This window comes from Micromonospora sp. RL09-050-HVF-A, from assembly GCF_019374995.1.
GTDB lineage: Bacteria > Actinomycetota > Actinomycetes > Mycobacteriales > Micromonosporaceae > Micromonospora > Micromonospora antibiotica.
Genome location: NZ_JAGKQP010000002.1, coordinates 7,124,887 through 7,141,541 on the forward strand (window position 1 = coordinate 7,124,887; position 16,655 = coordinate 7,141,541).

17 protein-coding genes are annotated in these 16,655 nt (G+C 73.0%); 13 read left to right on the plus strand and 4 right to left on the minus strand.

Annotated elements, in window-relative coordinates:
- The gene (gene ribH, locus J7462_RS31230) at nucleotides 1-498 is read left to right on the plus strand and encodes a 6,7-dimethyl-8-ribityllumazine synthase (protein WP_219470879.1); all 498 of its coding nucleotides are present in this window, start codon (nucleotides 1-3) and stop codon (nucleotides 496-498) included.
- A 191-nt stretch (nucleotides 499-689) separates the two neighbouring features.
- Here ribH and J7462_RS31235 read toward each other — a convergent pair whose 3' ends face one another.
- Genes J7462_RS31235 through J7462_RS31245 form a run of 3 tightly spaced genes read right to left on the minus strand, consistent with a single transcriptional unit; the run spans nucleotide 690 to nucleotide 3,179 of the window.
- A complete protein-coding gene (locus J7462_RS31235) occupies nucleotides 690-1,433 on the minus strand; it encodes an amino acid ABC transporter ATP-binding protein (protein WP_219469749.1) in 744 nt (247 codons plus the stop codon).
- A gap of 1 nt (nucleotide 1,434) precedes the next feature.
- A complete protein-coding gene (locus tag J7462_RS31240; protein WP_219469753.1) occupies nucleotides 1,435-2,304 on the minus strand; it encodes an amino acid ABC transporter permease in 870 nt (289 codons plus the stop codon).
- Nucleotides 2,305-2,309: 5 nt separating this feature from the next.
- Complete coding sequence (locus J7462_RS31245; RefSeq protein ID WP_208570179.1) at nucleotides 2,310-3,179, minus strand: transporter substrate-binding domain-containing protein; 870 nt, start codon at nucleotides 3,177-3,179, stop codon at nucleotides 2,310-2,312.
- Between the two features lie 238 nt (nucleotides 3,180-3,417).
- On the opposite strand from J7462_RS31245, the gene J7462_RS31250 reads away from it, so the two are divergent.
- The 9 genes from J7462_RS31250 to pheT all read left to right on the plus strand — a co-directional run bounded on the left by J7462_RS31250 (nucleotide 3,418) and on the right by pheT (nucleotide 11,610).
- The gene (locus J7462_RS31250) at nucleotides 3,418-3,681 is read left to right on the plus strand and encodes a phosphoribosyl-ATP diphosphatase (RefSeq protein ID WP_132265090.1); all 264 of its coding nucleotides are present in this window, start codon (nucleotides 3,418-3,420) and stop codon (nucleotides 3,679-3,681) included.
- A 46-nt stretch (nucleotides 3,682-3,727) separates the two neighbouring features.
- On the plus strand, nucleotides 3,728-4,573 hold the full coding sequence (hisG, locus tag J7462_RS31255) for an ATP phosphoribosyltransferase (RefSeq protein WP_208570180.1): 846 nt from the start codon (nucleotides 3,728-3,730) through the stop codon (nucleotides 4,571-4,573).
- A gap of 56 nt (nucleotides 4,574-4,629) precedes the next feature.
- The gene (locus J7462_RS31260) at nucleotides 4,630-5,103 is read left to right on the plus strand and encodes a PH domain-containing protein (RefSeq protein WP_219469755.1); all 474 of its coding nucleotides are present in this window, start codon (nucleotides 4,630-4,632) and stop codon (nucleotides 5,101-5,103) included.
- Between the two features lie 435 nt (nucleotides 5,104-5,538).
- Nucleotides 5,539-6,189: a translation initiation factor IF-3 gene (gene infC, locus J7462_RS31265; protein ID WP_219469758.1), complete on the plus strand. Its 651-nt coding sequence runs from the start codon at nucleotides 5,539-5,541 to the stop codon at nucleotides 6,187-6,189.
- A gap of 19 nt (nucleotides 6,190-6,208) precedes the next feature.
- The gene (rpmI, locus tag J7462_RS31270) at nucleotides 6,209-6,403 is read left to right on the plus strand and encodes a 50S ribosomal protein L35 (protein ID WP_088645193.1); all 195 of its coding nucleotides are present in this window, start codon (nucleotides 6,209-6,211) and stop codon (nucleotides 6,401-6,403) included.
- A gap of 32 nt (nucleotides 6,404-6,435) precedes the next feature.
- Nucleotides 6,436-6,828: a 50S ribosomal protein L20 gene (gene rplT / locus J7462_RS31275; RefSeq protein ID WP_219469761.1), complete on the plus strand. Its 393-nt coding sequence runs from the start codon at nucleotides 6,436-6,438 to the stop codon at nucleotides 6,826-6,828.
- A gap of 31 nt (nucleotides 6,829-6,859) precedes the next feature.
- On the plus strand, nucleotides 6,860-7,699 hold the full coding sequence (locus tag J7462_RS31280) for an RNA methyltransferase (protein ID WP_091253229.1): 840 nt from the start codon (nucleotides 6,860-6,862) through the stop codon (nucleotides 7,697-7,699).
- Between the two features lie 211 nt (nucleotides 7,700-7,910).
- The gene (pheS, locus tag J7462_RS31285) at nucleotides 7,911-8,990 is read left to right on the plus strand and encodes a phenylalanine--tRNA ligase subunit alpha (RefSeq protein WP_219469765.1); all 1,080 of its coding nucleotides are present in this window, start codon (nucleotides 7,911-7,913) and stop codon (nucleotides 8,988-8,990) included.
- A 40-nt stretch (nucleotides 8,991-9,030) separates the two neighbouring features.
- Nucleotides 9,031-11,610, plus strand: a complete 2,580-nt coding sequence (pheT, locus tag J7462_RS31290; protein ID WP_219469767.1) for a phenylalanine--tRNA ligase subunit beta — start codon at nucleotides 9,031-9,033, stop codon at nucleotides 11,608-11,610.
- A 55-nt stretch (nucleotides 11,611-11,665) separates the two neighbouring features.
- On the opposite strand, the gene J7462_RS31295 is transcribed toward pheT, so the two are convergent.
- Nucleotides 11,666-12,544 (minus strand): Crp/Fnr family transcriptional regulator, encoded by an 879-nt coding sequence (locus J7462_RS31295; RefSeq protein ID WP_244253374.1) that lies wholly within the window; start codon nucleotides 12,542-12,544, stop codon nucleotides 11,666-11,668.
- A gap of 172 nt (nucleotides 12,545-12,716) precedes the next feature.
- Between J7462_RS31295 and J7462_RS31300 the strand changes: the two genes are divergently transcribed.
- Genes J7462_RS31300 through J7462_RS31310 form a run of 3 tightly spaced genes read left to right on the plus strand, consistent with a single transcriptional unit; the run spans nucleotide 12,717 to nucleotide 16,629 of the window.
- A complete protein-coding gene (locus J7462_RS31300) occupies nucleotides 12,717-13,535 on the plus strand; it encodes a hypothetical protein (RefSeq protein ID WP_219469770.1) in 819 nt (272 codons plus the stop codon).
- The gene (locus tag J7462_RS31305) at nucleotides 13,532-15,811 is read left to right on the plus strand and encodes a hypothetical protein (protein WP_219469774.1); all 2,280 of its coding nucleotides are present in this window, start codon (nucleotides 13,532-13,534) and stop codon (nucleotides 15,809-15,811) included. The genes J7462_RS31300 and J7462_RS31305 overlap by 4 nt, the downstream gene beginning before the upstream one ends.
- Complete coding sequence (locus J7462_RS31310; protein WP_255597959.1) at nucleotides 15,808-16,629, plus strand: hypothetical protein; 822 nt, start codon at nucleotides 15,808-15,810, stop codon at nucleotides 16,627-16,629. The genes J7462_RS31305 and J7462_RS31310 overlap by 4 nt, the downstream gene beginning before the upstream one ends.
- Nucleotides 16,630-16,655 lie beyond the last annotated feature (26 nt).

Below are 16,655 nucleotides of genomic sequence, written 5' to 3' on the forward strand. Positions count from 1 at the left end.
ATGGCGGGTTTCGGTGAACCGGGAGTGACCCCGGTGGACGCCACCGGGTTGACGGTCGGGGTGGTGGCCGCGCGTTGGCACGGCGAGCTGACCGACCACATGCTCGACCGGGCGGTGGCCGCCGCGCAGGCGTGCGGTGCGCGGGCCGTGACGGCCCGGGTGGCCGGCTCGGTGGAGCTGCCGGTGGTGGCGCAGGCCCTGGCCCGGCGCTGCGACGTGGTGGTGGCCCTGGGCGTGGTGGTGCGCGGTGCGACCGCCCACTTCGACTACGTCTGCCGGTCGGTGACCGACGGGCTGACCCGGGTCGCCCTGGACGAGGGCAAGCCGGTGGCGCACGGGGTGCTGACCGTGGAGACCCTCGACCAGGCCCGGGACCGGGCCGGGCTGCCCGGCTCGGCCGAGGACAAGGGCTGGTCGGCCACCGTCGCCGCCCTCGACGCCGCCCTGGCGATTCGTACCGCCACCACCAACCCCCACCGCGTCGGCTTCGCCCACTGACCACCCGCTGCCCGCCGGTGAGTTGCTCACCATTGACGCGGGACACGCCCCGCACATCCATCGACCGGCCGAGTTCCACGCCGCAGTACGGGCGTTCCTGGACCGCACCCTCGGCTGATCCCGGGTCCCGCTGTCGCGCTGGTCGGGAAGGGCCCCTTCCTATACGGAAGGCGCTGGTGAGGGGCCCTTCCTTACAGGCGGCCGGCGTCGATGATCCGCTTGAGGAACTGGCGGGTCCTCGGGTGGGTCGGCTCACCGAGCACCTGGGCGGGTGGCCCGGCCTCGACCACCCGACCGGCGTCGAGGAAACAGACCTGGTCGGCGACCTCCCGGGCGAAGCCCATCTCGTGGGTGGCCAGCACCATGGTCATCCCGGCGGACTTCAGGTCCCGGATCATCGCCAGCACCTCCCCGACCAGCTCCGGGTCGAGCGCCGAGGTGACCTCGTCGAGCAGCATCAGCCGGGGCGAGTTGGCCAGCGCCCGGACGATCGCCACCCGCTGCTGCTGGCCGCCGGAGAGCCGGTCCGGGTAGGCGTCGGCCTTCCCGCCCAGGCCCACCCGGTCGAGCAGTTCCCGGGCCTGCGCCTCGGCCTCGGCCCGCTCCCGCCGATGCACCCGGCGCGGCGCGAGGGTGACGTTGTCCAGCACGCTCAGGTGCGGAAACAGGTTGTACGACTGGAAGACCATGCCGATGCGCCGGCGGACCCGGTCGGGGTCGACCCGGGGGTCGGAGATCTCCACGCCGTCCAGCTCGATGGTCCCGTCGTCCAGCTCCTCCAGCAGGTTGACGCAGCGCAGCAGGGTCGACTTGCCCGACCCGGACGCGCCGATCAGGGCGACCACCTGGTGTTCCTCGACGGTCAGGTCGAGCCCGTCGAGGACCACCTGACCGCCGAACTCCTTGCGCAGCCCCCGGCAGGTCAGCACGGCCATCTCAGCCTCCGGACTGGCGTCGGGCCGAGCGCAGCGTCACCCAGTCGGTGACCGCGATCAGCGGGATGGCGAGCAGCACGAACAGCACCCCGGCCAGGATGTAGGGGGTGTAGTTGAAGGTCTGCGCGGTGGCGATCTGCGCCGCCCGGACGGCGTCGATCGGGCCGGCCAGGGAGACCAGGCCGACGTCCTTCTGCAACGCCACCACGTCGTTGAGCAGCGGCGGCGCGACCCGTCGGACGGCCTGCGGCAGCACCACGTGCCGCATGGTCTGCCGGTAGGTCAGCCCCAGCGAGCGGGCCGCCGCGAGCTGGCTCGGGTGGACCGACTCGATGCCGGCCCGGAACACCTCCGCCAGGTAACCGCCGTAGGTGAGCACCAGCGCCAGCCCGCCGAGCACCAGCACCGGGGGCATCCCCTGCAACCGCAGGCCGGGCACGCCGAGGGTGAGCACGTACAGCACGATGATCAGCGGCAGACCCCGGAAGGTGTACGTGTAGCCCGCCGCGAGCGCGCGGACCGGGAAGAAGACCGGCCCGCGCAGGGTCCGCAGCAGCGCGATCAGCAGGCCGAGCAGCAGCGCCCCGACGGCGCAGCAGGCCAGCAGCCGGACGTTGAGCCACAGCCCGGCGAGCACGTCCGGCAGGGCTTCCAGGGCGATCTGCCGGTCGAGGAACGACCGGCGGACCCGGTCCCAGCCGGGCGCGCCGGTGACCGCGACGACCAGCAGCGTGCCGAGCACCGCCGTGGAGGCGGCGGCGACCAGCACGCTGCGGGTCGTCTGCCGACGCCGGTACGCGGCCCGCCGCCGCTGCGCCGTCGACGGGACGTGTCGCCGGGGCGCGGCCGGGCTGTCGTGGTGTGGTGACACCCGGCTCACTGGAGTTCGGTCGCCCCCGCCACCTGGGCGAGCCACTTCTGCTCCAGTTGCTTGAGCGTGCCGTCCCCGGAGAGTTCACCGACGGTCTTGCTGACGCACAGGGTGATCGGTGAGTCCTTGTCCAGCAGCAGCCCGAACGCCTCCGGCGCACCCACCTGCGGCAGTTGGCCGACGATGGTGGCTTCGGGCAGCTCCGACCCGGTGATGTAGAACGCGGTCGGCAGGTCGACCACCAGACCGTCGAGCTGACCGTTCTGCAGGGCCTTCTTGGCGTCGTCGTTGCTGTTGTAGACCTGCGGCTTCACCGTCGGCTTGATCAGCGCGGTGATCGCCTGGTAGCTGGTGGTGCCCACCTGGGCGCCGAGCTTGGCGTTCTTGAGGTCCGCCACCGACTTCTTCCCGGCGATCTTCGAGGACTTGAGCGCGATGACCGTCTGCCGCACCAGGTAGTACGGGGCGGAGAAGTCGACCGCCTGCTTGCGCTCCTCGGTGATGGAGAACTGGTTGATGTCGAAGTCGAAGGTCTTCGGGCCGGGGGCGATGGCGGTGTCGAACTTGACCCGGGTCCAGGTGACGTCCCCCCGGGCGTAGCCGAGCTTCTCCGCCACCGCGTACGCGACGGCGGCCTCGAAGCCCTCGCCGGTGTCCGGTTTGTTGCCCTTGAACCATGGTTCGTACGCGGGTTCGTCGGTGGCGACGGTGAGCTTGCCCGGCGTCCGGGTCTTCAGGCTGTCCTTGGCGCAGGTGGCCGCCGTGGGGACGGCGTCGGGGGTGGGGGTCACTTCCTGGGGTGCGCATCCGGCCACCGCGACGAGGAGAACGGCGGCGGTGGCGGCGGCGCGGGCACGTGAGCTGCTGCTGACCATGGCCGCCAGGATAGAGAAGAGCGCCGATCCCTCGAAGGGTGTCCCATCAGGTAGATGAGAGATCGATGTCCAAACGTGTCCGGTCCGTTGCCGGCGTGCCGTCCGGTCGTCCCGGCTGGGCCGGCACGCCACCGGGCTGGCGGGCGCGTCCCAGCCTGCGGGAACCCGGCGTGGCCGGACGACTCGGCCGGACCCCGGAGCGCACGGCGTCGGGGGGCGGCTGGAAGAATCCGGTCCCGTGAAGACGTTCGAGGAGTTGTTCGCCGAGCTCCAGGCCAAGGCCGCCGCCGGCACGCCGGGCTCGGGCACGGTCGCCGCCCTGTCCAAGGGGGTGCACTTCGTCGGCAAGAAGGTCGTCGAGGAGGCGGCCGAGTCGTGGATGGCCGCCGAGCACGAGGGGCCGGAACGCACCGCCGAGGAGATCTCGCAACTGCTCTACCAGGTGCAGGTGCTGATGCTGGCCAGCGGTCTGGAGCTGAAGGACGTCTACCGACATCTGTGAGTGCGCCCGCGTCGTTGATCTGATCCGATCGAAGGAGCACTCCGTCATGCTGCGTGTCGCCGTACCCAACAAGGGCGCCCTGGCCGAGAAGGCCGCCCAGATGCTGCGCGAGGCGGGCTACCGCCAGCGCACCGACCCCAAGGACCTGGTCTGCCCGGACGAGGCCAACGACATCGAGTTCTTCTACCTGCGCCCGAAGGACATCGCCACCTACGTCGGCTCGGGTGACCTCGACGTCGGGATCACCGGCCGGGACCTGCTGATCGACTCCGGCGCCCCCGCCGAGGAGGTGGTCGACCTGGCGTTCGGCCGGGCCACCTTCCGCTTCGCCGCCCGCCCCCAGGACGTCGGTGACGTGCAGGAGTTGGGCGGGCACCGGATCGCCACCGCGTACCCGGGGCTGGTCGAGCGCTACCTGGCCGACCTGGGCGTCAAGGCCGACGTGATCCGGCTCGACGGCGCGGTGGAGAACGCCATCCGGCTCGGGGTCGCCGACGTCGTCGCCGACGTGGTGGAGACCGGCGCGACGCTGCGCCAGGCCGGGCTGGTGGTCTTCGGGGACCCGCTGCTGCGCTCCTCGGCGGTGCTGGTCCGCCGGGCCGGTGCGCCGGCGCACCCGCAGGCGGAGCAGTTGCTGCGTCGCCTGCACGGGGTGCTGGTGGCCCGCCGGTACGTGATGCTCGCCTACGACGTGCCGGCCGGCCTGCTCGACCGGGCCAGCGCCCTCACCCCGGGCATCGAGTCGCCGACGGTCTCCCCGCTGCACCGGGAGGGCTGGGTCGCCGTGCAGGCGATGGTGCTCCGCGACGACGTGCACCGGATCATGGACGAGCTGTACGAGTTGGGCGCCCGCGCCATCCTGGTCACCAACATCCACGCCTGCCGCCTCTGATCCCGCCACCGGGTGGCGGCGCGGGGGTGGGCTGCGGCGGGTGGCAGACTGGAGCGGTGAGCGACACCGAGTTGATCCGCCTGAAGCCGCGCCGTATCCGGGTCGTCTGTTGGGCCTCGGCGATCGCCCTGCTGGTGGTCTTCAGCCTGGTGGCCACCTCGTTGACCGGGGCGACCGGCGAGGGCTACGGCACCTTCCAGCGGGGTGACCAGTTCGCCATGATCGGCCTCGGGGTGTTCGGCGCGCTGGGCATCCTGCTGTTCACCCGGCCCCGGGTCGAGGCGGACGCCCGGGGGGTGCGGGTGCGCAACATCCTCGGCTCGTACGAGCTGCCCTGGGAGGTGGTCCGGGGGGTGCGCTTCGACCGGGGTGCGCCGTGGGCCAGCCTGGAGCTGCACGACGACGACCTGCTGCCGATGGTGGCGCTCCAGGCCGCCGACAAGGAGATCGCGGTCGACGGGGTGCGCGCGTTGCGCCGGTTGCACCAGGCCCACCTGGCCCGCCTGGGCGGCGCCTCCACCATCCGCTGACCGCGCCGACCGACCGGCGACGGGGGTAGCCGACCGGCAGCCGGTCGGCTACCAGGCTGGCCGTGCCGGCCGGTCCGGGCCCGCCGCCGGGCTTCTCGGGCCGTGTTGACCTGCGGGCCCGGTTTGGGGATGGCTGGGGCGGGGGTGTAGTGTTTCGGAGTCGACCAGACTGCCTCCGCCTCCGGCGGTCAGGCGGTCCCGAAGCGGAGCGCCTGCTCCCACCCGAGTCGCCCCAGTCGGTGGCCGGGTCCGGTCACCGGTTCCGGGCATGTCCCGGTGCCGGATGCGCGATCATGTGATCGTGCCGACCGGTCGAGCGGGCCCTGGCATGTGCCGGGGCCTTCTGCTTTCCGAGTCGTCCCCACCCGGGGGCCGCGCGGAGTCGGCCACACAGCAGACTCGACTCGAGGAGGCCCCATCAGCGTCGAACCACGCGTGAACGAGCAGATCCGGGCACGTGAGGTCCGACTGGTCGGCCCTGAGGGTGAGCAGGTGGGCATCGTCCCGCTGGAGCGCGCCCTGCAGCTGGCCGCGGACGTCGACCTGGACCTGGTCGAGGTTGCGCCGATGGCGCGCCCGCCGGTGTGCAAGCTCATGGACTTCGGCAAGTTCAAGTACGAGAGCGCACTCAAGGCGCGCGAAGCGCGGCGTAACCAGCAGCAGACCGTCATCAAGGAGATGAAGCTCCGGCCGAAGATCGACCCGCACGACTACGAGACCAAGAAGGGTCACGTGGTGCGGTTCCTCAAGGCGGGCGACAAGGTCAAGGTGACGATCATGTTCCGTGGTCGGGAGCAGAGCCGCCCGGAGCTGGGTTACCGGCTCCTGCGCCGGCTCGAGTCCGAGATCACGGACCTGGGATACGTCGAGGCCGCTCCGAAGCAGGACGGTCGGAACATGATCATGGTCCTCGCGCCGCACCGGGCCGTGAAGGCCTCCGCGGTCGCCGCCACGGCGTCCCGCACCGGCCCCCGGGACCGGACCGCGGACGAGTCCGCGCCGCCGGCAGACGGCGAGGCCCCGGTGGCCGGCGAGACCGCAGCAGCCGGCGAGACCGGCCCGACCGCTGACACCAGCGGCCAGTAACAGGGAGAAGACGTTCCACATGCCGAAGATGAAGAGCCACACGGGTATGGGCAAGCGGGTCAAGGTGACCGGCAAGGGCAAGATCGTCGCCCAGCAGGCCGGCCTTCGCCACAACCTGGAGAAGAAGCCGTCCACCCAGACCCGGCGGCTGACCGGCACGGTCGAGCTGGCCAAGTCCGACGTCAAGCGCATCAAGAAGCTGCTCGGCCGCTGACGCGCGCCACCTTTACCTAACAAGGAGTTGAGATGGCACGCGTCAAGCGGGCTGTGAACGCCCAGAAGAAGCGTCGTACCCTGCTGGAGACCGCGAGTGGTTACCGCGGTCAGCGCTCCCGGCTGTACCGCAAGGCCAAGGAGCAGGTGCTGCACTCGATGCAGTACGCCTACCGGGACCGTCGTGACCGCAAGGGCGACTTCCGGCAGCTCTGGATCCAGCGCATCAACGCTGGCGCCCGGGCCAACGGCATGACCTACAACCGGCTCATCCAGGGCCTGCGCCTGGCCGGCATCGAGGTCGACCGCAAGATCCTCGCCGACATGGCCGTCCACGACGCCGCGTCGTTCGCCGCGATCGTCGAGCTGGCCCGCGCCGCCGTGACGGCCGAGGGCACCGGTGGCGCCGCAGCCCAGGCTGCCTGACCACCCGCAACAACGGATCGAGGCGTCTCCCATGCAGTCACCAGCGCACGGGAGACGCCTCGACGCCGTCACCGGCCCGTTCACCCCGCGTACCCCCAGGGTGGTCGCCGCCCGCCGGCTGCACCGGCGTCGGGACCGCGACACGGCCGGCCGGTTCCTCGCCGAGGGCCCGCAGGCGGTCCGCGAGGCCCTCGACCGCACCGACACGGTGGTGGAACTCTTCGGCACCCCGACCGCCCTGGACCGGCACGCCGACCTGGCGGCCCGCGCCGCCCGCGCCGACCTGCCGGTCTCCGAGATCACCGACGAGGCCCTGGCCGCGTTGACCGAGACCGTCGCCCCGCAGGGGCTGGTCGCCGTCTGCCGGCACCTCGACGTGCCGTTGCGGACCGCCCTGGCGCGCGGACCGCGCCTGGTCGCGGTGCTCGCCGGCATCCGTGACCCGGGCAACGCCGGCACCGTGCTGCGCACCGCCGACGCGGCCGGCGCGGGCGTGGTGGTCTTCGCCGGTGACACCGTCGATCCCTACAACGGCAAGTGCGTGCGGGCCTCCGCCGGCAGCCTCTTCCACGTCGACGTGGTCCGCGCCGCCGACCCCGGCGCGGCGGTCGCCGGGCTCCGCGCCGCCGGGCTCACGATTCTCGCCACCACCGGGTACGGCGACAGCGACCTCGACGACCTCGTCGACCACGGCCGGCTCGCCGCCCCCACCGCCTGGCTGTTCGGGGCCGAGGCGCACGGTCTGCCCGAGGAGTTGACCGCCGTCGCCGACGCCCGGGTCCGGGTGCCGCTGCACGGGCGGGCCGAGAGCCTGAACCTGGCTGCGGCTGCCGCCGTCTGCCTGTACGCTTCAGCCCGAGCACTGCGCTGACCCCGGTCGGCGCACACCCAGCAGGGGAGTCGGTCACGTGCGGAACGCGCCACGGCGTTCGTTTACCCAGCCCGCCGGTGTCGGCGGGCGGCGGGCCTGACCCTTCCCCGCGCGCAACTCCCACCGGCGGGCTGCGGCGAAGCCGCGCGTCCGTAGACTCGCCTAGCCGCCCGGGAGGGTCGGCGCCGCCGTGAGGGAGTGCCCGTACGCCATGAGCTACCGCAACGATCCGTACGACCCGAAGCAGGTCGCCCTGCTCGACCCGGCCGCCCTGGCCGAGGCGGTGGCCACCGCCGAGCAGGCGTTCACCGCCGCCACCGACCCCGACGCGTTGACCGCGCTGCGCCCCGCGCACCTCGGTGACCGGTCCCCGGTGTCGCTGGCCCGCCGGGAGATCGGCGCGCTGCCGCCGGCCGCGAAGTCCGACGCCGGCAAGCGGGTCAACGAGGCCCGCCGGGCGATCGAGTCCGCGTACGCGGCCCGCGCCGAGGTGCTCGACCGGGAGCAGGCCGCCCGGGTGCTGGTCGAGGAGCGGGTCGACGTGACCCTGCCGTACGACCGGCGGCCCCGGGGTGCACGCCACCCGCTGTCGACCCTGATGGAGCAGATCAGCGACCTGTTCGTCGGGATGGGCTACGAGGTGGCCGAGGGTCCCGAGGTCGAGTTGGAGTGGACCAACTTCGACGCGTTGAACATCCCCGCCGACCATCCGGCACGCGGGCTGATGGACACCTTCCACATCGCACCGCCGGCCGGCGCGGACACCTCCGGCCTGGTGCTGCGCACCCACACCTCGCCGGTGCAGGCGCGCACCATGCTCACCCGCAAGCCCCCCATCTACGTGGTGGTGCCCGGCCGGGTCTACCGCACCGACGAGTTGGACGCCACCCACGCGCCCGTCTTCCACCAGGTCGAGGGCCTGGTGGTGGACCGGGGCATCACGATGGCGCACCTGCGCGGCACCCTCGACCACTTCGCCCGGGCCATGTTCGGCGCGGGGGCGAAGACCCGGTGGCGTCCGCACTACTTCCCGTTCACCGAGCCGTCGGGGGAGTTCGACGTGTGGTTCCCCGAGCACCGCGACGGCCCGCGCTGGGTCGAGTGGGGCGGCTGCGGCATGGTCAACCCGAGGGTGCTGCGGGCCTGCGGCATCGACCCGGAGGTCTACTCCGGGTTCGCGTTCGGCATGGGCATCGACCGGACGGTGATGTTCCGGCACGGGGTCAGCGACATGCGGGACATGGCCGAGGGCGACGTGCGGTTCACCCGCGCGTTCGGGGCCGGGGCGTAGGGCGATGCGGGTACGAGTCACGGAGACGGTGGTCTGAGTCATGCGAGTTTCTGTCAGTTGGCTGCGGGAGTATGTCGATCTCCCCGTCGACCTGCCCACCGAGGATCTGGAACAGGCCCTGGTGGACCTCGGCATCGAGGTCGAGTCAGTGGTGGACCTGCGCCGCACGGTCACCGGTCCGCTGGTCGTCGGTGAGGTCCGCGAGATCGAGGAGCTGACCGGGTTCAAGAAGCCGATCCGGCACTGCCTGGTCGACGTCGGCGCCGCCAACGGCACCGGCGAACTCCAGCAGATCGTCTGCGGGGCGCGGAACTTCGCCCCCGGCGACCGGGTCGTGGTGATCCTGCCCGGCGGGGTCCTGCCCGGCGACTTCACCATCGGCGCGCGCAAGACGTACGGCCGGATGTCGGCCGGCATGATCTGCTCGGCGCAGGAGTTGGGCCTGGGTGACGACCACTCCGGCATCATCGTGCTGCCGCCGGACACCGCCGCCCGACCCGGCGACGACGCCCGCCCGGTGGTGGGCCTCGACGACGTCGTGGTCGAGCTGGAGATCACCCCCGACCGGGGGTACGCGTTGAGCGTGCGCGGCATCGCCCGGGAGCTGGCGTACGCCCTGGGGTTGTCCTTCCGTGACCCGGGCCTGGTGCCCGCGCCGGCCGGGACGGCCGAGCCGGCGTACCCGGTGCAGCTGCGCGACACGGTGGGCTGTGACCGGTTCACCGCCCGGATGGTCCGGGGTGTCGACCCGACGGCGGCCACGCCCGGCTGGATGCGGCAGCGGCTGACCGTGGCCGGCATCCGCAGCATCTCGCTGCCGGTCGACATCACCAACTACGTGATGCTCGAGTTGGGTCAGCCGATGCACGCCTTCGACGCCGACCGGATCACCGGTCCGCTGGTGGTGCGCCGGGCCGAGGCGGGCGAGAAGGTGACCACCCTGGACGGTGTGGTCCGCGCGCTCACCACCGAGGACATGGTGATCTGCGATGCCGGGCTGCCCAACTCCCTCGCGGGCGAGGGCGACGGCGTCCCGATCTCGCTGGCCGCGGTGATGGGCGGCGAGACCAGTGAGGTGGTCGGCGGCACCACCGACGTGCTGCTGGAGGCAGCCCACTGGGACCCGGTGATGGTGGGCCGTACCGCCCGCCGGCACAAGCTGTTCAGCGAGGCGGCCAAGCGGTGGGAGCGGGGGGTCGACCCGGCGCTGCCGCTGGTGGCCCTCCAGCGCGCCGTCGAGCTGCTCACCACGCACGGCGGTGGCGAGGCCGGCGCGGAGGTCCTCGACCTCGACCACGTCCGGCCGATGCGCCCGGTCACCCTCCCGGCCGACCTGCCGTCGCGCCGGATCGGGGTGGACTACTCCCCGCAGCGGGTGGTCGACCTGCTGGAGCAGGTGGGTTGCACGGTGATCCGGGGCGGCGACCGGCTGGCCGAGGACCCGGGGACGGTCGGGACGGCCGCCGATGCCGGCGACGTGCTCACCGTCACCCCGCCGACCTGGCGGCCCGACCTCACCGACCCGGCGGACCTGGTCGAGGAGGTGGTCCGCCTCGACGGTTACGACCGGGTGCCGTCGGTGCTGCCGACCGCGCCGCCCGGCCGGGGTCTGACCTGGCAGCAGCGTCGCCGCCGGGCGGTGGCCCGCTCACTGGCCGAACGCGGCTACGTCGAGGTGCTGGGCCTGCCGTTCGTCGCCCCGGAGCTGGCCGACCAGCTGGGGCTGCCCGCCGACGATCCGCGTCGGCCGGCGGTGCGGCTGGCCAACCCGCTGTCGGAGGAGGAGCCGCTGCTGCGCACCACGCTGCTCGGCCCGCTGCTGGGCATCCTCAAGCGCAACCTGGGCCGGGGCCACCGTGACCTCGCGCTCTATGAGATCGGCACGGTGTTCCACCCGCGGGCCGGGGTGGGTGCGCCGCCGGTCATGGGGGTGGACCGTCGCCCCACCGACGCCGAGTTCGCCGCCGCCGACGCGGTGGTGCCGGCCCAGCCCCGGCACGTCGCGGTGGTGCTCACCGGTGACGTGGAACCGGCCGGCTGGTGGGGCGCTGGCCGCGCCGCCGGCTGGGCCGACGCCGTGGAGGCCGGCCGGGCGGTGCTCGCCGCCGCCGACCTGCCGGCGGACCGGATAGAGGTACGGGCCGCCGAGCACGCCCCCTGGCACCCGGGTCGCTGTGCCGCGCTGCTGGTCGACGGGGTGGTGGTCGGCCACGCCGGTGAGCTGCACCCGACGGTGGTGGCGGCGTTGGAGCTGCCCCGCCGCACCAGCGCCATGGAACTGGACCTGGACGCCCTGCCGGCCGCCCCGGTGGTGTCCGCGCCGACCGTGTCGGGGTTCCCCCCCGCGTTGATCGACGTGGCGTTGGTGCTGGACGAGTCGGTGCCGGCCGCCGACGTCCGGGCCGCACTGGTCGAGGGGGCCGGTGAGCTGCTGGAGCACGTCCGGCTCTTCGACGTGTACGCCTCGGAGTCGCTCGGCGCGGGTCGCCGGTCGCTGGCGTACAAGCTCACCTTCCGGGCGCCGGACCGGACGCTGACCGTGGAGGAGGCGGTGGCCGCCCGGGACGCCGCCGTGGCCGTCGCCGCCCGGCGGTTCGGGGCGACCCTGCGCGGCGCCTGAGGCGCACCGGCCTGACGACGGCCCCGATCCGTTCACCGGGTCGGGGCCGTCGCCGTCACGTCTCGTCGGTGATCTCCCCGCAGGCCCGCAGGGCGGCCAGGTCGCGCACGGTGATCCGCCGGTAGTCGGTCTCCACCAGCCCGTCGGCGCGCAGCTCCCGTAGCGCCTTCTGGATCGAGGTCTCGGCGGCCCCGCAGATGGTGGCGAGTTCCGGTTGGGTCAGCCGGACGTCGATGACCACCGCGTCGCGGTCCTGTCGACCGTGTGAGCGGCACAGGTCCGCCACCACCCGGGCCACCCGGATCTTCACCGAGTACGAGGAGAAGTCGATCCGGCGGCGGTTGGACCAGCGCAGCCGGTCGGAGACCATGGCGGCCAGTTCCAGGGCGGCGTTGGGGTGGCCCCGCAGGAAGGTCTTGAACTGCTCGGGCTGGATGACGCTGTAGCTGGTGGGCCCGCAGGTGGTCACGGTCGCCGATCGGGGGCGGTCGTTAAGGGCCGACATCTCGCCCACCAGGTCGCCGCCGACCCGCAGTGCCAGCAGGGCGGTCCGCCCGTCGGGCAGGGACGCCGTGACCTTTGTCAGGCCGTCCTCCAGTAGCACCAGGTGCGCCTCCCGGTGACCCTCGTGGATGAGGATCTGCCCGGCCGGCACCTGACGCCGGACTCCGGACGCCAGCAACGCGGTCCGCACCGGGTCGTCGAGCCGTTGCAGGAAGGTCCCGTACGGCCAGTCGCCGTCGGGCCGGTCGTGTGGTAGCCGCATCAGCATCAGCACCTTCCTCAGCAGACGAGAAGTGTCGAAGCGTATCCGTGTGGACACGCGTCGCACCGCCCCGCTGCGGACCGCGAGGGCCTCGACGACCAGCAGGGCGAGGATCGCGGCGGGGGACACCCCGAGCGCCAGGAGCAGTTCGGTCAGGTTCGTCCACATGCTGGCAGCAGACCGGATACCGGCTACCACGACATCTGTCCACGGTGGGATGACCGGATGCCGACAGTCCCGCCGATGCCGTACTTCTGAGGGGTCTGCGGGCATCGGGCCGGGTTCGATGTGCCCGGTGGTGCCCGCTCGCCGAGCGGGCCGGCGACGAAGGGTGTGCCGGATGCGACATCCCGAACGGCGTCTGCTGGTTTCCGTGGACATGGAGCGGTACAGCCGACGCAGCAATCTTCAGCAGTACGAGGCACAGGAGAACTTCCACACCCTGCTGCACGCGGCGGCGACCGAGGTGGGCCTGGACCGGGTCGCCTGGACCACCCAGCAGGCCGGTGACGGCGAGCTGGCGATCCTGCCCCGCGACGTCCCGGAGTCCCGGGTCATCGGCCGGTTCGTACCGGAACTCAACCGGCGACTGCGGGCGTTCAACAGCAGCCGGACCGCTCCCGCGCAGATCCGGTTGCGGGTGGCCGTACACCAGGGTCTGGTGCACCTGGACGGGGCCAACGGTTTCCCCGGCCACGCGGTCGTGCACGTCTGCCGGCTCTGCGACGCCACCCCGGTGCGGCAGGCGCTCGCCGCGTTCCCCGACGCGGGGGTCGCGCTGGTCGTCTCGACGGAGATGTACCGCGACGTGGTCTGCGAGTATCCGGAGGAGATGCGGCCGGAACGGTTTCGCCGGATCGAGGTCGAGCACCCGGCGAAGGAGTTCCGGGAGCCCGCCTGGCTCTACGTGGTCGACGAGGACATGTCGTCGTGGCCACCGCCGCAGGAGCCGTCGTCGCCCACCGGGGGACCGCCACCTCCCCGGCCGGACACCGGGGCCGGCACGGCCGGGAAGGATACCGGGGCCGGCGCGGCCGGGTCGGGCATCCGCACCGGCGACATCTGGGTGCAGGGGCAGAACGCGATCGGCCCGAACGCGACGGCCATCGGATCGGTCGGCCGCGACGCCGTCTTCGGCGGCGATGGCGGCGGCCGATGAACGGGACGGCGGATTCGTGGGACCCGCCGGCCCCGGACGACGTCGGAGCCCCCGCACCGGTCGACGCCGCGCCGGACTCCGCCCGCTCCGACGAACGGGGGTCGGGCGAGACCGTGGCCGGGCGGCCCGCGCCGACGGATGCGCCCCCGCCGGGGTCGGCCGCCGAGGACGAACCGCAGGACGAACCGGAGGAGGCACCGGACCCGGCTGCCGTCCTCGCCCGGCTCACCGCACTGCTCGGTGCCCCGTCGAGCATCGGGGTCGGTGACGTACGGGTCCGCGGCCAGAACGCGACCGGTCCGGGGGCTACCGCGATCGGCACCGTGAACATCACCACGGCGACCGTGGGGGCGGGCGGCCGGACCTGGTCGGAGACGCTCAGCGGCACCTGGGTGCGGCAGTTGGCCGACGGCTACGCCCCCGCGCCGAGCGACCAGCGGCTGGACCGGCAGCTCAAACTGCGCCACCTGGTCTGTCTGACCGGCCCCGACGGAACGGGGCGACACACCGCCGGCTGCCTGGCCTCGGCCCGCCGCTACGGCTACGACCGGGTCGGCGTGCTCGACGCGGAACACCTGTCGGACCTGTTGGGCGCCGACGCACCCGTTCGGCCCGGCCACGGCTACACCCTGGCGCTCGGCGACGAGGCGGTCCGGGAGTTGGACGGCCTGACCCTGGTGGGACTCGCGGCGAGGTTGGAGACCCTCGGGAGCAGCCTGGTGCTGGTCGGGGACTTCGCGCACCGGGAGCAGGAGTTCACCGGGCAGCTGGTGCCCCACCGCCCGGCGGCCTCGGTGGAGGTGTTCCGGGCGCAACTGCGCCGGCTGCTGCGTGGGCAGTGCGTCGGCTGGTGCGCCGACCACTGCACCGGTGACTGCGTCGACGCGTACGTCGAGGAGGAGTGCGTCCCGCATCCGCTGCTCGCCGCCCACCTGGCCGGCGGTCCGCGCGCCGGTGAGGTCGTCCGGCTGGCGGAGCTGATCGCCCAGGCGCCGCCGCGCGGCGGCGACCTCACCGAACGGCTGGAGCGACTGCTGCCCCGGCAGTTGCGCGAGCGTGCCCGACGGGTGCTCTGCGCCGAGGAAGACGGTGTCGACGGGTCGTCCCGGTGGGACGTCGACCAGCGACGGGCGTTCCGGCTGTCCTGCGCGGTGCTGGCGGGACAGTCGGTGGTGGAGGTCCAGGCGGCGGCCGGACGGTTGCTCACGGGGCCGGCACCGGACACCGACGGCGCGACCACGCCACCGGTGGGGTTCCTCGGTGGGGTGGTCGACCTGCTGCTCGGACCGGTGCTGCGGCAGGCCGTCGTCCTGGTCGACGACGACCGGCTCAGCGGTGGGCGGCGGATCGAGTTCTCGCCCGGCAACGACCAGTTGCGGACCAGCCTCCTGGAGGTCGCCTGGTCGGACTGGTGGCTGCCGGAGCATCTGCTCGGTTGGCTCGCCACCCTGGTGCGCACGGGGTCGCCCGGGGTCCGGGAGGCCGCTGCGGGAGCGGTGGGCTGGTCCGCCCGGCACGGGGTGCGGGTCGCCCTGGAGACCGTGGACCAGTTGGCCCGGGAACGCCGGGCCGGCGTCCGGCAGGCCGCCGCCATCGCGTTGGTCGCCATGGCCATGCAACCGGAGCTACGCCAGCGCGTACGCACGGAACTGGACCGGTGGGCGTCCGTAGGGCCGGCCCACCTGCGGGACACGGTTGCCCGCGCCTACGCGTTGGGGCTCGCCCGGCTCTGGCCCGACACCGCCCTGCTGCATCTGCGCCAGATCGCCGGGGCGCGGATGCAACGCTGGCACCACTCGGTGGTGCGGGGCCTGGTCGAGGTGCACACGGCCGGTCACCAGGCGACCGTGTTGCCGGCCCTCGCGCAGTGGACGCGGTCGCCGGACCCGGAGGTGTGGCTGCACGCCGGACGGGCGTTGCGGGTGCTCGCCGACCGGTGGGCGCCCGCCCCTCGGGAGCACTGGCCGGAGCTGCTCGATCTGGCGCGGGTCGGCACCGTGTCGACGACCGACCTGGCCGACTGCTGGGCGAACGCGCTCAGCCTTCCCACGACCGCCTACCGCGCGTGGCGCACGCTCGGTTTCTGGCTCAACCGGGCCGACGGGCACCCCGAGGTCGCCGCCCACTGCCTGGAACTGCTCGCTCTGGTGGTGGCGGGCCGGGCACCCCTGCGGCACCGGCTGGACCACCAGCTGAGCCACGTCTGGGGACCCCTGATGCCCCACAACTCCCTGCTCGCCGCCGTACGCCGACTCACCGACGAGGATCACCGATGAACCCGCACCCCAGCACCGCCATGGGCAGCCAACTTCCGATGCCGCAGCGCCGCCACTGGTGGCAGGGCCTGTTCGGCTCGCCGGCTCCGCTGGAGCCGGTGCCGCCGCTGCCACCGCCGCCGCCCGTCACGGTGTCGTTCCGCCAGGACGTCCCGCATCCGCTGCTGGTGCCGGCGAAGGGGGACGCGTTCGATTTCCGGGTGCACCCCGTGTATCTGTGGACCGGCCGGCGGATGACGTTCGACGAGTTGAAGTTCCGTGCCGAGCGGTATCTCGACTGGGCCGGTGGGATCGTCCGGGAGCGGATCGTGGACGTGTCCCGGGAGTTCGAGCCGCACCGCTCCCACGAGCTGGAGCGGGTGCTCAACGAACGGCTCGCCGGGCAGCGGTGGCCGGCGAACGAGTCGCTGCCGCAGTTCACCGCCCACGTGCGGGTCAGCCCCGACGAGCGGGTGCGTGACCGGCTGCGGCCGTACTGGGAGGAGCGGATCCGGCTGGAGTGTGACCACGAGTTGCAGAAGATCCGGGCCCGGCACGTCGACGACCTGACCCGCCGGTGGTGTGCGGTGCTCCAGGCGTTGGAGGCCGATCCGGTGACCGCGCACGCGGCCCGGTTGACCGGGGAGCAGTTCGCCGACGTCTTCCGCCGTTATGTCGACGAGCGTCGGGGAACGGTGCCGGAGCTGGTGGCCCTGCTGCGGGAGGCGGTCCGGGGACACCACGACCTCAACCTGGGCCCGTCGGAGTACACCGAGGCCTGGGACGTGGCGCTGCGGACCTACCAGCGGCAGCACGGGTTGGCCGAGCGGGCGAACTGAGCCGGTGGTCGGGTCCCGGGCCGGCA

Bases quoted from the DNA above. Each gene is read 5' to 3' on its own strand.
- J7462_RS31310 (WP_255597959.1), top strand. From the start codon at position 15,808: ATGAACCCGCACCCCAGCACCGCCATGGGCAGCCAACTTCCGATGCCG.
- J7462_RS31245 (WP_208570179.1), bottom strand. From the start codon at position 3,179: ATGGTCAGCAGCAGCTCACGTGCCCGCGCCGCCGCCACCGCCGCCGTT.
- rpmI (WP_088645193.1), top strand. From the start codon at position 6,209: ATGCCGAAGATGAAGAGCCACACGGGTATGGGCAAGCGGGTCAAGGTG.
- J7462_RS31305 (WP_219469774.1), top strand. From the start codon at position 13,532: ATGAACGGGACGGCGGATTCGTGGGACCCGCCGGCCCCGGACGACGTC.
- pheT (WP_219469767.1), top strand. From the start codon at position 9,031: ATGCGAGTTTCTGTCAGTTGGCTGCGGGAGTATGTCGATCTCCCCGTC.
- J7462_RS31295 (WP_244253374.1), bottom strand. From the start codon at position 12,544: ATGTGGACGAACCTGACCGAACTGCTCCTGGCGCTCGGGGTGTCCCCC.
- ribH (WP_219470879.1), top strand. From the start codon at position 1: ATGGCGGGTTTCGGTGAACCGGGAGTGACCCCGGTGGACGCCACCGGG.
- J7462_RS31280 (WP_091253229.1), top strand. From the start codon at position 6,860: ATGCAGTCACCAGCGCACGGGAGACGCCTCGACGCCGTCACCGGCCCG.
- hisG (WP_208570180.1), top strand. From the start codon at position 3,728: ATGCTGCGTGTCGCCGTACCCAACAAGGGCGCCCTGGCCGAGAAGGCC.
- J7462_RS31300 (WP_219469770.1), top strand. From the start codon at position 12,717: ATGCGACATCCCGAACGGCGTCTGCTGGTTTCCGTGGACATGGAGCGG.
- J7462_RS31235 (WP_219469749.1), bottom strand. From the start codon at position 1,433: ATGGCCGTGCTGACCTGCCGGGGGCTGCGCAAGGAGTTCGGCGGTCAG.
- rplT (WP_219469761.1), top strand. From the start codon at position 6,436: ATGGCACGCGTCAAGCGGGCTGTGAACGCCCAGAAGAAGCGTCGTACC.
- pheS (WP_219469765.1), top strand. From the start codon at position 7,911: ATGAGCTACCGCAACGATCCGTACGACCCGAAGCAGGTCGCCCTGCTC.